The organism is Streptomyces scopuliridis (genome assembly GCF_042790125.1).
Taxonomy (GTDB): domain Bacteria; phylum Actinomycetota; class Actinomycetes; order Streptomycetales; family Streptomycetaceae; genus Streptomyces; species Streptomyces scopuliridis_A.
In genome coordinates this window covers 1-16,729 of sequence record NZ_JBHTZS010000003.1, presented here as the reverse complement: position 1 = coordinate 16,729, position 16,729 = coordinate 1, and the positions used below count along the sequence as shown (strand labels likewise).

Here is a 16,729-nt window from a genome sequence, read left to right as displayed (position 1 = left end):
CTTGTCGGTTCAGGGGGCAGCGGTCAGCGGGTCGGGGGGCAGCGGTCCGGATGGCACGGGGCAGCGGTCCGGCGGGCAGGGGTCGGGGCTCAGGCGAGGTCGCGGAGCCGGCCGGCGAGGATCCTGCCGATCTCGGCCAGCGGGCCCGGCCGGGTCAGGTCGTCATGGGTGGACTCGATGGGATGGCTGTCGAGGGAGCCCTCCAGGAACGGCGCCCACACCTGGGGTCCCGGCGCGTCCGCGGGCTTGCCGAGTACGGCCTCGAAGAAGAGGACATCGCCGACGTATGTGCCGGGCACATGGCCACGCGCGATCCGCGAGTTGTTCTCGAAGACCTCATAGAGCGCGGCCACATGCCGCTCCTCCAGGGAGCCGAGCACTCCGTCCTGCTGCCGGAGGATCTCTGTGACGCGGGCGTACTCCAGCGGCTCCCCGCCGAGGCTCTCCCGGTCGTATCCGGCGAGATCGAGCATCCCGGCGAGGAACTCCCGCTGGGACAGGACGGCGTCCATGGACTCCGCCCGCAGCCTCGGGAAGGAGTCGAGCAGGGCGAGCAGAGCCACCTTCTCGCCCTCCCGCTGGAGCCGCTCGGCGATGGCGTGGGCCACGAGTCCGCCGAAGGACCAGCCGAGGAGCAGATACGGGCCGGTGGGCTGCACCGTACGCATCTGCCTGAGGTAGTCGGCGGCGATCTCCTCGACGGTCGTGGGCAGTTCGCCCGGCTCCGCGATGCCCCGGGACTGGAGCCCGTAGATCGGGTGCTCGGGGCCGAGGTGGCGCATGAGCCCGGCGTACGACCAGCCGAAGCCGCTGGCGGGGTGCACACAGAACAACGGCGGGCGGTTTCCGCCGCGGCGCAGGGGCAGCAGGACCTCGAACGCGCCCTGGACGTCCTCCCCTTCGCCGCCTTCCGCGTCGAGCCGTTCGGCCAGCTCGGCCGCGGTGGGTGCCTCGAACAGGGTGCGCAGGGCGATGTCCACGCCGAAGGTCGCACGCACCCTGCTGATCAGACGGGTGGCCAGCAGCGAGTGGCCGCCGAGGTCGAAGAAGCCGTCGTCGACGGACACGCGGGGAACCCCGAGGACTTCGGCGAACAGCTCGCACAGCAGCCGCTCCTGGCGGGTGCGCGGCGGTCGGCCGCCGGTGCCCGCCGCGAGGTCGGGGGCGGGCAGTGCCCCGCGGTCCAGCTTGCGGTTGGGCGTCAGCGGCAGGGCGTCGAGCGGGACATACGCCGCCGGGACCATGTACTCGGGCAGGCCGGCGCCGACGTACTGCCGCAATTCGGCGGTGGGCGGGAGCACGTGGCCCGGCTCGGGGACCACGTAGGCGACGAGGCGCTGATCGCCGGGGCGGTCCTCACGCACGATCACCGCGGCCCTGGCGACGGCCGGGTGGCGGTCGATGACGGCCTCGACCTCGCCGAGTTCGATCCGGAAGCCGCGCAGCTTCACCTGGTCGTCCACGCGCCGCAGGAAGAACAGCATGCCGTCCGCGTTCCATCGCACCACGTCTCCCGTGCGGTACATCCGGGAGCCGGGCGCGCCGAACGGGTTGGCGACGAACCGCGCGGCCGTCATATTCGGGCGGCCCAGATAGCCGCGGGCCAGGCAGTTGCCCGCCACATACAGCTCTCCCGGTGCCCCCTGCGGTACGAGCTGCAGATGGTCGTCGAGCACATAGAACTGGGTATTCGCCATGGGGCCGCCGATGGGCAGCGGGCCCGGCGGGATCTCCTGGCCGGGCTCGATCCGGTACTCGCTGCAGTTCACCGTCGTCTCGGTGGGCCCGTACATGTTGAGGACGGTGGTGCCGGGGTGCTTCTCGCGCCATTCGTCGACGAGTTCGCCGAGCAGCAGTTCTCCGCCGAGCAGCAGTTCGGTCGTCGGTGAGAACTCCGGCGGCAGGGCGCCCAGGACGGGCAGATGGCTGGGCGTGGCCTTCAGGAAGGTGCACGGGCGCTGCTGGAGCGCCGCCGCGGTGCCGGGATCGGGGTCCTGCAGATCGCTGACGACATGGACGGTGCCGCCCACGGTCAGCGGCACATAGGTGGCGGTCACCGACAGGTCGAAGGAGATCGGCGAGTGCAGCAGCGCCGTCCCCCGGACGCCTTCGTAGTCGCCTCCGGCGAAGACGAGGTAGTCGGTGAGTGAAGTGTGCTGCACCACCACGCCCTTGGGCCGCCCGGTGGATCCGGAGGTGTAGATGATGTAGGCCGGGTGGGCGAGACGCAGCGGCGTCAGCCGGTCGGCATCGGTGAGATCGGCCGCGGCGCGATCGGCCGCCTCCGCCTCTCCGTCGTCGCCGGCGCGGCCCGTCAGCTCTTCGTCGGTGCCGGGATCGTCCAGCAGGATGCGCGGCGCGTCGATGTCCGGCAGTTCACCGGCCGTCGCGGCGTCGGTCAGCAGCAGAGCCGGCGCCGTGTCGGCCAGCATGAACGCGATCCGCTCGGCCGGGTACTCCGGGTCGACGGGCACATAGGCGCCGCCCGCCTTGAGCACCGCGAGCAGGGCCACCACCAGCCGGGCCGACCTGGGGAGGGCGACCGCGACGAACCGCTCCGGCCCCACACCGCGCCGTACGAGATACCGGGCGAGCCGGTTGGCGCGGGCGTTGAGTTCCGCGTACGAGATCTCCTCGCCGCGGAAGACCAGCGCGGGGGCGTCTGGGGTACGCGCGACCTGGGCCTGGAACAGCTCGGGGAGCGTCACGCCCGGCACGTCGGTGGCGGTGTCGTTCCAGGTCACCACCGTCCGCTCGCGCTCGGCCGCGTCGAGGAGCCCGATCGCGCCGATCGGCCGGTCGGGGTCGGTGACGGCCGCGTCGAGGAGCCGGACGAGCCGGGCGACGAGGGCGGCGACCGTGTCCTCGTCGAACAGGTCCGCGCGGTAGACGATCTGGCCCTCGATGCCCTGACAGGTGCCGTCGTCGGCCCGCCGGTCGCTGAGACTGACCGACAGGTCGAACTTGGAGCCGCCGATGGCGAGCGGCTGCGCGGCCACGGCGAGGCCGGTCACCTCCTGGCCGACCTCGGTGGGGTTCTGGAAGGCCAGGGCGATCTGGAAGAGAGGGTGCCGGGACAGCGACCGCGCCGGATTGAGCACCTCGACCAGCCGCTCGAACGGCATGTCCTGATGAGCGTAGGCGGCGAGGTCCCGCTCGCGGACACGGCCGAGCAGCTCGCGGAACGTGGGGTTGCCCGAGGTGTCGGTGCGCAGCACGAGCGTGTTGACGAAGAAGCCGACCAGCTCGTCCAGGGCCTCATCGGTACGCCCGGCGATCGGGCTGCCCAGCGGGATGTCGGTGCCGGCGCCGAGCCGGGTCAGCAGCGCCGCGAGCGCGGACTGCACCACCATGAAGGCGCTCGCCCGGTTCTCCTTCGCCAGCTCGGCCAGCCGCCGGTGGAGCTCCGGACCGATGACGACGGGGACGGTGCCGCCCGCCGTGCCGGCCACCGCGGGCCGGGGACGGTCGGTGGGCAGTTCCAGCTGGTCGGGCAGTCCGGCCAGTTCGCCGCGCCAGAAGTCCAGCTGCCGGGAGATCGGGCTGTCCGGATCCGACTCGTCGCCGAGCACGTCGCGCTGCCACAGGCTGTAGTCGGCGTACTGCACCCGCAGCGGGGTCCAGCGCGGGGCGGAGCCCGCGCACCGCGCCTCGTAGGCGGTGGCCAGGTCGCGGGCGAGCGGCGCCGCGGAGGCTCCGTCGCTCGCGATGTGGTGCATGACGAGCAGCAGGCAGTGCTCGTCCGGGCGCAGGGCGAACAGACGGGCGCGCAGCGGCAGTTCGCGGGCGAGGTCGAAACCCTTCGCCGCTTCGGCGGTCAGCCGCTCCGGGAGCGCCGCCTCCTCGGTCTCGGTGACGGGGAGTTCGGGCCTGGCCGCCTCGGCGTCCACGATCCGCTGGTGGGCACTGCCGTCCGCGTCGGGGCCCGGGGTCTCGGGGAAGACGGTGCGCAGGCTCTCGTGCCGCGCGACGACATCGCCGAGAGCCGCGCGCAGTGCGTCGCGGTTCAGCTCGCCAGTGAGGCGCAGCGCGAGCGGCACGTTGTAGGCGGCGCTGTCCGCGTCGAACCGGTTGAGGAACCACAGCCTGCGCTGGGCGAACGACAGCGGAATCCGCTCGGGTCGCTCCGCCGGGGCGGGCGCCCGCCTGCCGGAGCCGAAGACCCCGAGCGAGGCGGCGAGTCCGGCGACCGTGGGGGTCTCGAACAGGGCCCGCACCTGGAGATCGACGCCGAAGGCCGACCGGATCCTGTTCACCAGCCGGGTGGCGAGCAGCGAATGACCGCCCAGGTCGAAGAAGTTGTCGTCGGGCCCCACCCGCGGCAGGCCGAGCACCTCGGCGAAGACATCGCACAGGATCTCCTCCTGCGGAGTGCGCGGCGCGCGCCCGGGGGCTCCCGTCCCGGCGTTCGCGAAGTCCGGGGCGGGCAGGGCCTTGCGGTCCACCTTGCCGTTGGGGGTGAGCGGCAGCGCGCCCTCCACGAGGACGAGCGCCGAGGGCACCATCGCCTCCGGCAGCGCGCCCGCCAGCCGCGCGCGGACCTCGCGGGGATCGACCGCGCCGACGACATGGCCGACGAGCCGGCTCTGCCCCGCCGGGTCGGTGCCGACCGTGACCACGGCGTCCGTCACTCCGGGGACGGCGCGCAGGGCGGCCTCCACCTCGCCGAGTTCGATGCGCTGGCCGCGGATCTTGACCTGGTGGTCCTGCCTGCCGAGGAACTCCAGCTGTCCGTCGGGCAGATGACGCACCCGGTCGCCGGTGCGGTACAGCCTGCCGCCGGGCTCGTCCGCCGCGGCGAACGGGTCGGGGACGAAGGCGATGGCGGTACGCCCCGGATCGCCGAGGTAGCCGAGGCCGACGCCGGTGCCGCCCACGTACAGCTCGCCCGGCACACCGACCGGGACGGGCCGCAGCCGGTCGTCGAGGACATACAGCCGGGTGTTGCGGATGGGCGAGCCGATCGGCACCCGGACGCCGCCGAGCGGGGTCGCGCTGTCGATGACGGCGTGGGTGACGTCGTCCGAGCACTCCGTCGGGCCGTAGGCGTTCACCAGGGGGATCCCCGGGTAGCGGGCGAACCAGCGGGTGCACAGGTCGGGCGGCAGGGCCTCGCCCGTCACCATCAGCCAGCGCAGCCGGGGCAGTCCGACGGGTTCGGCGCCCGCGTCCCACGCGTCCAGGGCGGTGCGCAGCAGGGAGGGGACGACTTCGAGTACGGTGACGCGCTCCTCGGCGACCCGGCCGAACAGGGCCTGGGGGTCGAGCGCGGTGTCGTCCCCGACCAGTCGCACCCGGCCGCCGGCGACCAGGCCGGCCAGCATCTGCCAGACGGAGATGTCGAAGGTCAGCGGGGCGTTGGCCACCACACTGTCCTCCTCCGTCATCGCGAGGTCCTCGACCTTCGCGAGCAGGTGGTTGACCATGCCCCGCCGCTGGACCATCGCGCCCTTGGGGCGGCCTGTGGAGCCCGAAGTGAAGATCACGTAGGCGAGGTGGTCCGGACCTCCGGCCACGGGCAGCAGCTCGCTGTCGGCGTCGGCGTCGGCGGTGAGCGGCAGGATCTCGACCCGGCCACCGGCGGCTGCCGCCAGTTCGGCGGCCCGGTCGAGGTGTTCGGGGGCGGCCAGCAGCCAGCGGGCGCCGCTGTCGGTGAGCATGCCGGCGCTGCGGGCCAGCGGGGCACGGGGGTCGAGCGGCACATAGGCGGCGCCGATCCCGAGCACGCCGAGCACCGCGGCGGGCACCCGGGCCGTACGGTCGGAGAGGATCGCCGCGATGGAGCCCTCGCCCGCGCCTCCGGCGAGCAGTCGGCGTGAGACGGCGCTCGCGCGGGCGACCAGCGTCGCGTAGCTGGTGGCGCCGGTGTCGTCCACGAGCGCGACGGCCTCCGGGCGCCGCGCCGCGATCTCCCGTACCCGCTCCACGACTCCGGGGATGTCGTGGTCGCGTGCGGTGCTGTTCCACTCGTGCAGCAGTCGCCCGCGCTCGGCCGGGTCGAGGATGTCGAACTGTCCGACACGGCGGTCGGGTTCGGCGACGGCGGCTTCGAGGAGCCGGACGAAGCAGCCCAGCAGCCGCTGCGCCGTGGCCCGCTCGAAGAGATCGGTGCTGTAGTCGAACCGGCCGTCCAGACCGTCCGGTTCGCCGACGGCGCCGTAGCGCTCGGTGAGGTCGAAGGACAGGTCGAACTGGGCCGCGTGGGCGCCCGCCGTCTCGACGCCGACGGTGAGTCCCGGCAGGGCGAGATCCGCCTGGGTGTTGTTCTGCAGGACGAGCATCACCTGGAAGAGCGGGTTGCGGGACATCGACCGGGCCGGGTTGAGCACCTCGACCAGCCGCTCGAACGGGGTGTCCTGGTGGGCGTAGGCGGCGAGGTCCGTGTCCCGTACGCGGCCGAGCAGTTCCCGGAAGGTCGGATCGCCCGAGGTGTCGGTGCGCAGCACGAGCGTGTTGACGAAGAAGCCGACCAGCTCGTCCAGGGCCTCATCGGTACGCCCGGCGATCGGGCTGCCCAGCGGGATGTCGGTGCCGGCGCCGAGCCGGGTCAGCAGCGCCGCGAGCGCGGACTGCACCACCATGAACAGGCTGGCCCCGTTGTCCCGTACGAGCGCCAGCAGCCCCTGGTGCAGCTCGGGTTCGAGCCGGAAGAGCAGCGTGCCGCCCTCGTAGCCGGCGATGGCGGGCCGTGACCGGTCCGACGGGAGTTCCAGTTCGTCGGGGAGCCCGGCGAGGGCGGTGGTCCAGAAGGCGAGCTGACGGGCGAGCGGGCTGTCCGGATCCGACTCCTCTCCGAGCACCTCGCGCTGCCAGACGCTGTAGTCGGCGTACTGCACGGGCAGCGGGTCCTGCCGCGGGGCCTCGCCACGCAGCCGGGCGGTGTAGGCCACCGAGAAGTCACGGGCGAGCGGGTTCATCGACCAGCCGTCGCCCGCGATGTGGTGCAGGACGAGGAGCAGTACGTGCTCGTCCGGGCCGAGTGCGAAGACGGTGGCCCGCAGCGGCGGGTCCACGGCCAGATCGAATCCGGGCCGTACCGCCTCCAGCATCGCGCCGGGCAGCTCCGCCTCGGTGAGGGAGGCCACCGTGACCACCGGGGTGGCCCCGGAGGCGTCGAGCACCACCTGGTGCGGTGTTCCTCCGGTCTCCCGGAAGACGGTACGCAGCGACTCGTGCCGCTCGACCACATCGCCGAGCGCCGCCCGCAGGGCCGGCAGGTCCAGCCGTCCGCGCAGCCGCAGGGCGATCGGGATCTTGTACGGGGAGGCCGCGCCCTCCAGGCGGTTGAGGAACCACAGGCGGTGCTGGCCGTACGACATCGGGACGAGGCCGAGGCGCCGCACGGGGCGCAGCGCCGTACGGGCGCGGGCGGCTCCGGCGATGGACTCGACGAGCCTGGCCGGGGTGGGCGCCTCGAACAGGCCCCGGACCGCCAGCTCCACGCCGAACGCGGACCGCAGCCGGCTGACCAGCCGGGTGGCGAGCAGTGAGTGGCCGCCCAGGTCGAAGAAGCTGTCGTCGACGCCCACCTCCGGGAGTCCGAGGACCTCGGCGAACACCTCGCAGAGCATGCGCTCCTCGGACGTGCGCGGTGCGCGTCGGGTGGAGGCGGCGGCGTAGTCCGGGGCGGGCAGGGCCTGCCGGTCGAGCTTGCCGTTGGCGGTGACGGGCAGGGAGCCGAGCGCGACGAAGGCCGCCGGGACCATGTACTCGGGCAGCGCGGCGCCCGCGTGGTCGCGCAGGGCGGCGGCGTCCGGGGCGTCGGTGCGCACCCCGGCCACCGTGTAGGCGACCAGGCGCTTGTCCCCCGGCCGGTCCTCACGGACGATCACGGCGACCTGGGCGAGGCCGGGGTGGCGGGCGAGTACCGCCTCGATCTCGCCCAGTTCGATCCGGAAGCCGCGTACCTTGACCTGCTCGTCGGCGCGGCCGACGAATTCGAGCACACCGTCACCGGTCCACCGCACCAGGTCTCCGGTGCGGTACATCCGCGCCCCCGCGGGCCCGAACGGGTCCGCGACGAACCGCTCCGCGGTGAGCCCCGGCCGGTCGAGATAGCCGCGGGCGAGCCCCGCGCCCGCGATGTACAGCTCTCCGGCGATGCCGGGCAGGGTGGGGGCGAGGCCGTCGTCCAGGACGTAGAGCCGCATGTTGTCCAGCGGCGTCCCGATGGGGACGGTGCCGGGGACGGTGTCCCCGGCGCGCATCAGGTGGTGCGTGGCGAACGTGGTGGACTCGGTCGGGCCGTAGCCGTCGGCGACGACGGTGCCGGGGCAGGCCTCCAGCACTCTGCGGACCATGGGCGCCGGCACGACGTCACCCCCCGACCAGACCTCGCGGACCCCCGCGAAGCAGTCGGGCCGCTCCTCGGCGAGGATCCGGAACAGGCCGGCCGTCAGCCACAGGCCGGTGACCCGCCGCTCGACGATGATCCGGGCGAGATCGTGGACGTCCAGTTCGCCGGGGGGCGCCACGACGAGCTGTCCGCCGCGCAGCAGCGGTACCCACAGCTCGTAGGTGGAGGCGTCGAACGCCTGCGGCGAGTGCAGCAGCACCCGTTCGTGGTTGCCGGTGTCCCAGCACCCGTCGGAGGCGAGGCTCAGTACGTCGTGGTGGGTGACGGCGACGCCCTTGGGCGTGCCCGTCGAGCCGGAGGTGTACATGACGTACGCGAGCTGCTCGGGATGGCTGTCGACGCCGGGGTCCGTGCCGGGCTCCCCGGCCCGTGCGAGGTCGTCGTCGATGACCAGGACGCGGGCGTCGTGCGGGAAGCCGCGGGCGACGTCCAGCATGGCCGGATCGGTGAGCAGCACGGTGGCACCGGTCTGCTCCACGATCAGCCGCAGCCGGGCCCGTGGGGAGCGGGCGTCGAGCGGTACGTAGGCGCCGCCCGCCTTGAGTACGGCGAGGATCGAGGCGACGAGTTCGACGGACCGTTCCTGCATCACCGCCACCCGGCTCTCCGGACCCACACCGAGGGCGATCAGCCGGTGCGCCAGCCGGTTGGCGAGCACGTCGAGTTCGCGGTAGGTGATCTGCCGGCCGTCGGGGGCGCGGAGCGCGACCGCGTCCGGAGTACGGGCGGCCTGCTCCGCGAACCGCCGCTGGACGGACCCGGCCGTCCCGGAATCGGGGCGTACGGCGCCGTTCCACTCCGTCAGCAGCCGGGCGCGCTCCTCACCGGTGAGCACATCGATCCGTCCGAGCCGCCGGTGCGGATCCGCGGTGACGAGTTCCAGCAGGCGCAGCAGCCGGTCCCCGATTCCTTCGACGGCGTCACGGTCGAGCGCGTCCGGCCGGTAGTGCAGCCGCAGTTCCAGGGCGCGGCCGGGGAGCGCGACGAGGGTCAGCGGGTAGTGGGTGGCGTCACGGCCGTCGATCCCGAGGACGTTCAGACCGGTGCCGGGCAGCTCCATCGTGGCGGGATCGAGCGGGTAGTTCTCGAACACGCTGAGGGTGTCGAACAGTTCGCCGGCGCCGGTGATGCCCTGGATGTCGGTGAGTCCCACGTACTGGTGCTCGGCCAGCCGGGACTGCTGGTCCTGAAGCCGGGTGAGCAGCGCGGCCAGTGACTCCTCGGGGCGCAGTCGGACCCGGACCGGCAGGGTGTTGATGAACAGACCCACCATCGACTCGATGCCCGCGATCTCGGGTGGCCTGCCGGAGACCGTGGTGCCGAACACGACGTCCTGGCGCCCGGTGAGGCGGCCGAGCAGCACCGCCCACGCACCCTGGACGAGGGTGTTCATGGTCAGGCCGAGGCCGCGGGCCCGCTCGGTGAGCGCGGTGGTGAGCGCCTCCGTCAGATCGACGGTGACCGTCTCCGGCACCGCCGGTGCACGGCCGGGGCCGACGGGTGCGAGGAGGGTGGGCTCGGCGCCGTCCAGCGCCCGCTTCCACGCCTCGTGCGCGGCGCGCCGGTCCTGGTCCGCGAGCCAGGCCAGATACTCCCGGTAGGGGGTGACGCGCGGCAGGCCCGCGTCGCTTCCCCGCCGTGCGTACAGCGTGAACAGTTCCCGCGCGAGCAGCGGCGTGGACCAGCCGTCCAGCAGGATGTGATGGTTCGTCAGCACCAGTCGGCAGCGGTCGGCGCCGAGCCGGATCACGGTGAAGCGGAGCAGCGGGGGCGCGGTCAGATCGAAGCGGCGGGCGCGGTCCTCGGCGAGCAGCCGCTCCATCTCACCGTCCCGCGCGGCGTCCGCCGTGTCCGACAGGTCGTGCTCGGACCACGGCAGCGGGACCTCACGGGGCACGAACTGGACGGGTTCGGGCAGGCCGTGGTGCCAGAACCCGGCCCGCAGGTTGGCGTGCCGGTCCAGCAGGACGCGCGCGGCGCGCTTGAGGGCGTCGGTGTCCAGCGGGCCCTCGACATCGAGCAGCAGCTGAACGGTGTAGACGTCCGCCGCCCCCTCGTCGTAGACCGCGTGGAAGAACAGGCCCTTCTGCAGGGAGGACAGCGGCAGCAGGTCGGCCAGGCCGGGCCGGGCCCGCTCCACGGTGTCGATCTCGGCCTGGGTGAGGGAGATTAGCGGAAGGTCGGACGGGGTGTGTCCGCCCGCCGCCGGCGCTCCCGCGTGGGCGGCGAGGGCGCCGAGGGCCCGGAACCAGGTCTCGGCCAGATCCTGGGCGTCCTGTTCTGAGAGCAGATCGCCGGGCCAGGACAGGGTCGCGGTCAGCCGCGGTCCGTCGGTGTGGTCCTGGGTCAGCGCGTTGACCTCAAGGGCGTGCGGGACCGGCATCCGCGGGTCGACGCCACCGCCGAGGCCGTCCGCCTCCGGGGCCACGGCCCAGTCCCCGTTCTCCTTGGGGGCGGCGGGAAAGCGGCCGAGGTAGTTGAAGCCGATCTGGGGGGTGCGGAGACCGGCGAGCGCGGGTCCCGTCTGCGGGTTGAGATAGCGCAGCAGCCCGTAGCCGATGCCGTTGTCCGGCAGGGCCCGCAGCTGTTCCTTGATCTGCTTGAGAGCGTGGCCGGCCTCGGGACCGCCGGCCCACACCTCGGCCCAGTCCCGTACCCGCGGATCGAGGCGTACGGGGTGCAGATCGGTGAACCAGCCGACGGTACGGGACAGATCGCTGCCGCCGACGACGTCCTCACGGCCGTGGCCTTCGAGGTCGACGAGGAGCGGGGCCGCCTCGCCGTCGTTCCGGCGCCGGCGCCAGTCCGCCACGGCCAGCGCCAGTCCCGTCAGCAGGACGTCGTTGACACCCGCGTGGAAGGCGGCGGGCACGGTCGTCAGCAGGGGTTCCGTACGCTCGGGCGGCAGGGTGAGGCTGATGTGCCGGACGGTCGCGACGGTGTCGCGCTCCCTGTCCAGCGCCCGGTCGCCGAGCACCGGGTCGGGGGCGTCGAGGATGGACGCCCACAGCGGCAGCTCCGCCAGCCGGGCGGGGTGCTGCGCCAGGGCGGTCAGCTGCTCGGCCCAGCTGCGCAGCGAGGTGCCCACCGGCTCCAGTTCGGCCCGCGTCCCCTCCATCGCGGCCTGGCAGGCGGCGGCCAGGTCCGGCAGCAGAATCCGCCAGGAGACGCCGTCGACGAGCAGGTGGTGCAGGACGAGCAGCAGCCGGCCGGAGTCGTGCGGTCCCGCGTCGAACCACACGGCCCGCACCATGGCGCCGGCTTCGGGGGACAGCCGCGCCTGCTCGGTGCCTCCGTGCCCGGCGACCACACAGCGCAGTGCCGCGCCGCGCAGACCGGTCGCGTCCACCCGGGTCAGGCACGCGGCGGCGTCGAGCGCGCCGCGCGGGGCCACGTCGAGACCCCACACGATTCCTCCGGCGCGGGTGAGGCGCAGCCTCAGGGCGTCGTGGTGGTCGAGTACGGTCTGGAGCCCCTGGATGAGCTGTTCCTGGTCGAGCCCGGCCGGGGTACGGATCAGCATCGACTGGTGGAAACTGTCGACGGGGCCGCCGCGTTCGCGCAGCCAGTGCACGATCGGGGTGAGCGGGACCACCCCGGTGCCCGAGTCGTCCGGGGCCCGCTTCGCGGACCGCTCCACGGGGGCGGCCAGCGCGGCGAGCGCCGCCACCGTCCGGTGCTGGAAGACATCGCGCGGGGTGAACACCAGCCCCGCTCCGCGCGCCCGGCTGACCAGCTGGATGGAGACGATGCTGTCGCCGCCGAGGTCGAAGAAGCTGTCGTCCACCCCGACCCGGGGCAGTCCCAGTACCTCGGCGAACACCGCGGACAGGGCCTCTTCCCGGGGATCGGCGGGGCCGCGCCCCGTCGTCACCGTCGCGTAGTCGGGGGCGGGAAGTGCCTTGCGGTCCAGCTTTCCGTTCGGCGTCAGCGGGAGCGCGGGCAGCGCGACGAAGGCCGCCGGAACCATGTACTCGGGCAGTGCGGCGCCTACGTGCTCGCGCAGCGCGGCCTGGTCCGCGTCCCCGACGACGTACGCCACCAGACGCTTGACGCCGGGCGTGTCCTCGCGGGCGGTCACCGCGACCCGGTCCACCCCGGGGTGGCGGGCCAGCACCGTCTCGATCTCGCCCGTCTCGACCCGGAAGCCCCGGATCTTGACCTGCTCATCGGCCCGGCCGACGTATTCGAGTGCGCCGTCCGCGCGCCACCGCACCACATCGCCGGTGCGGTACATCCGGGTGCCAGGGGCGCCGAAGGGGTGGGCGACGAACCGCTCCGCGGTCAGCGCGGGGCGCCGCAGATAGCCACGGGCCAGTCCTTCGCCCGCGATGTACAGCTCGCCCGCGACACCGACGGGTACCGGCCGCAGCCCCGCGTCCAGCACCAGCGCCTGGGTGTTGAACACCGGGCGGCCGATCGGCGGCGTCTCCGCGCCCGCCAGCGGTCCGCTCATCGTGGCGGCGACGGTCGATTCGGTCGGACCGTAGGCGTTGACCATGCGGCGGCCGGGTGACCAGCGGGCCACCAGGTCGGCGGAGCAGGCGTCACCGCCGACGATCAGGGATCCGAAGCCGGGCAGCGCGGTCGTCGTCGGCACGCTCGCGAGGGCGGCGGGCGGGATGAGGGCATGACTCACCCGCTGCCCGGCCAGGACGTCGGCGAGGGCTTCCCCGGCCAGCGGGCCCGGCGGGGGGACGACGAGGGCGGCCCCGGCGGTCAGGGCCATGCCGAGTTCGAGGACGGCCGCGTCGAAGCTCGGGGAGGCGAACTGCAGGACCCGGCTGTGCTGTTCGACGGCGAAGCCCTCGACGGCCGCCGCGCAGAAGCTGGGCAGGCCGGCGTGGGAGATCACCACACCCTTGGGGGTGCCGGTCGAGCCGGAGGTGTAGATCACATACGCCGGGTGCGACGGGCACAGCGGGGCCGTGCGGTCGGCGTCGGTGGGGTTGGTGTCCGGGAACCCGGCCAGCAGGGCGGCCGTACCGGGGGTGTCGAGGAACAGCCGCGCCGTGGTGTCCGCGGCGTGCGTGCCGGCGGCGTCCGAGGACGAGGCACGGGGGGCCGCGATCTCCGGAGAGGCGGTCTCCCGGGTGGCGGCTTCGGTGGTGATCACGAGTTCCGGCCGGGCGTCGCCCAGCATGAAGCGGATCCGCTCGGCCGGGTAGTCGGGATCGACCGGCAGATAGGCCGCTCCGGACTTGAGCACCGCCAGCGCCGCCACCACCGTGTCCACCGAGCGCGGCAGAGCCAGCGCGACCAGGTGCTCGGGGCCGATACCGCGCCGGATCAGCAGATGCGCCAACCGGTTGGCGCGGGCGCCGAGTTCGGCGTAGGACAGCGTGCCGCCGTCGGACACCACGGCGTCGTTCTCCGGGGTTCTGGCGGTCTGTTCCTCGATCAGCTCCGTGAGCGTGGCCGACGGGACCTCGCGCCCGGTGGCGTTCCACTCGACGAGCACCCGCTCACGCTCGGCGGGATCCAGCACGTCGATGGTCGCCACGGGCCGGTCGGGGGAGGTGACCGCCGTCTCCAGGAGCCGCACCAGACGGGCCGTCAGCCGCTCCGCGGCGTCGGTATCGATGAGGTCGGGCCGGTGGTCCACCCGCAGTGTGAGCCGGTCGCCGGGGATCACGGCGAGGGTGACGGGGTAGTGCGTCGCGTCGTTGACCTCGACGCCGCCGATCCGTACGCCGTCGCCGAGCGGTTCGAGGCCCGCGGGGTCCAGAGGGTAGTTCTCGAAGACGGTCAGGGTGTCGAACAGTTCCCCGGCACCGGCCAGACGCCGCGTCTCGCGCAGACCGAGGTGCTGATGGTCCATCAGCCGCGACTGCTCGTCCTGGAGCCGGGTGAGCAGCTGGACGAAGGGCTCCCCCGGACGCAACTCGACGCGCACCGGCAGGGTGTTGATGAACAGCCCCACCATCGTCTCCACGCCCGGGATCTCCGGCGGACGGCCCGAGACGGTCGCACCGAAGACCACGTCCTGGCGTCCGGTGAGCCGGCCGAGCAGCACCGCCCAGGCGCCCTGGACCAGGGTGTTCAGCGTCAGGCCCCGGACTCGGGCGAACCGTGTGAGCGAGGCGGTCAGTCCGGCCGGCAGCTCACGTATCACCCGGCGCGGTGTCACCGCGGCGCGCGGGCTGCCCGAGGCGGCGGGGGCCAGCAGTGTGGGCCCCTCGATCCCGGCGAGGGCCTCCTTCCAGGCTGCCCGCGCCGCCTCGCGGTCCCGGCCGGCGAGCCAGGCCAGATAGTCGCGGTACGGGGTGACGCGCGGCAGTTCGCTCTCGCCGCCGCCGTTCGTGTAGAGCGCGAACAGCTCCCGCGCCAGCAGCGGCATCGACCAGCCGTCCAGCAGGATGTGATGGTTCGTCAGTACGAGATGGAACCGGTCGTCGGCGAGCCGTACGAGGACGAACCGCACCAGCGGCGGCGCCGCCAGATCGAACCGGCGGGCCTTCTCGTCCGCCAGGATCCCGGCGAGCGCGGCCGTCCGCCCGTCCTCGCCGAGGGCGCTCAGATCCCTTACGTCCCAGGGGAGTTCCACAGTGCGCCGGATGACCTGCACGGCCTCGCCGGTCTTGCGGCGGCGGAATCCCGCGCGCAGGTTGGCGTGGCGGCGCAGCAGGCTCTCCGCCGCTGTGCGCAGAGCGTCCGCGTCCACCCGGCCGACGAGTTCGAAGGCGAACTGCATGGTGTACACATCGGGTGCCTGGTCGTCGTAGACCGCGTGGAAGAGAAACCCTTCCTGCAGGGGTGACAGAGGCAGAATGTCTTCAACCGCGGACTGGCTCACTTCGACATCTCCCACTCGGTTCCAGGTTCCAGCTCGTCTTCGAATGCGTCGATCTCGTCCTGGGTGAGCGAGACCAAGGTCAGATCCGACGGGGTGTGTCCACCGGCACCCGGCCGTTCGGCGTGGCTGACGAGGGCGTCCAGGGCGCGGAACCAGGTCTCGGCCAGGTCCTGGATCTCGTTCTCGGAGAAGAGCCCCGAGGGCCAGCTCCAGGTCACGCTGAGCCGTGCGCCCTCGGGTCCGTCCTGGGTCAGCGCGTTGATCTCGACGGCGTGCGGGACGGGCATCGCGTCATCGGCCCCGCCGCCGATCCCGTCCGCCTCCGGAGCCGCGGTCCAGTCGGCTTCGGTGCCGGTTCCGAGGCGGCCGAGGTAGTTGAAGCCGATCTGGGGCGCCGGGAGGGCGGCGAGCACCGGCGCTGTGCCGGGGTTGAGGTGGCGCAGCAGCCCGTAACCGATGCCGGTGCCGGGTACGGCCCGCATCTGCTCCTTGACGAGCTTCAGCACCCGCCCGACGTCGGGGCCGCCGGCCCACACCTCGCCCCAGTCCGGTGTGCCGGGATCCAGTCGTACGGGATACAGGCTGGTGAACCAGCCGACGGTACGGGAGAGATCGACACCGTCCGCGATGTCCTCCCGCCCATGGCCTTCGAGATCGACGAGAAGCGAGGTCGCGTCCCCGCGATGGGTGCGGCGCCGCCAGTCGGCGACGGCCAGCGCGAGAGCGGTCAGCAGCACATCGTTCACACCGCCATGGAAAGCGGCCGGCACGGTGGTCAGCAGCGGACGCGTACGGTCCGGCGGCAGGGCGAGGGTGAGGTGCCGTACGGTGCCGGCGGTGTCGCGTGCGGCATCCAGGGGGCGGGCGCCCAGCAAGGGGTCCGGTCCTTCCAGGATGCCGGTCCACAGGGGGAGTTCTTCGAGGTGGGCGGGGTCCTGGGCGAGGCTGGTCAGCCGCTCGGCCCAGCGCCGCAGCGACGTACCCACCGGCTCCAGTTCCTCGCCCGCGACGGCCGCCGCCAGATCCGGCAGCAGAATCCGCCACGAAACACCGTCGACCACCAGATGATGGAGGACGAGCAGCAGCCGCCCCGGTTCACCGGGGCCGGCGTCGAACCACACCGCGCGCACCATCTCACCCGCGTCCGGGCTGAGCGGTTCGTGCTTCAGACCGTCGGCCGTTTCCACGCGCGTGACGACCTCGGCGGCGTTCACGGCGCCGCGCGGCCTGGTCTCCAACTCCCAGTCGCCGCCCGTACGACGCAACCGCAGCCGCAACGCGTCATGATGGTCGAGCAGCGTCCCCAGCCCCGCAGTCAGCCGCTCCCACGTCAGCCCGGCAGGCGTCCGCACCACCATCGACTGATGGAAACCCTCGACAGGACCACCACGCTCCCGCAGCCAGTGCACGATCGGAGTGAGCGGCACCGCGCCGATGCCGTGGTCGGGCGGCTCGACGGCGGTCTCCTGGACCTGGCCCGCCACGGCGGCGAGTGCGGCGACGGTGCGGCACTGGAACACATCACGCGGCGTGAACACCAGCCCCGCCTTACGCGCCCGGCTCACCAGCTGAATGGA

At 73.1% G+C, this 16,729-nt stretch carries 2 protein-coding genes; both read right to left on the bottom strand.

Annotated elements, in window-relative coordinates:
- Positions 1 to 89 precede the first annotated feature (89 nt).
- Positions 90 to 15,152 carry a non-ribosomal peptide synthetase gene (locus ACFRKB_RS04700; RefSeq protein ID WP_383103300.1) on the bottom strand — a complete coding sequence of 5,021 codons (15,063 nt, stop codon included), beginning with the start codon at positions 15,150 to 15,152 and terminating at the stop codon, positions 90 to 92.
- Positions 15,149 to 16,729 (bottom strand): condensation domain-containing protein (locus ACFRKB_RS04695; RefSeq protein ID WP_383103298.1); only part of this gene is annotated, 1,581 nt, incomplete at its 5' end. The genes ACFRKB_RS04700 and ACFRKB_RS04695, both read right to left, overlap by 4 nt.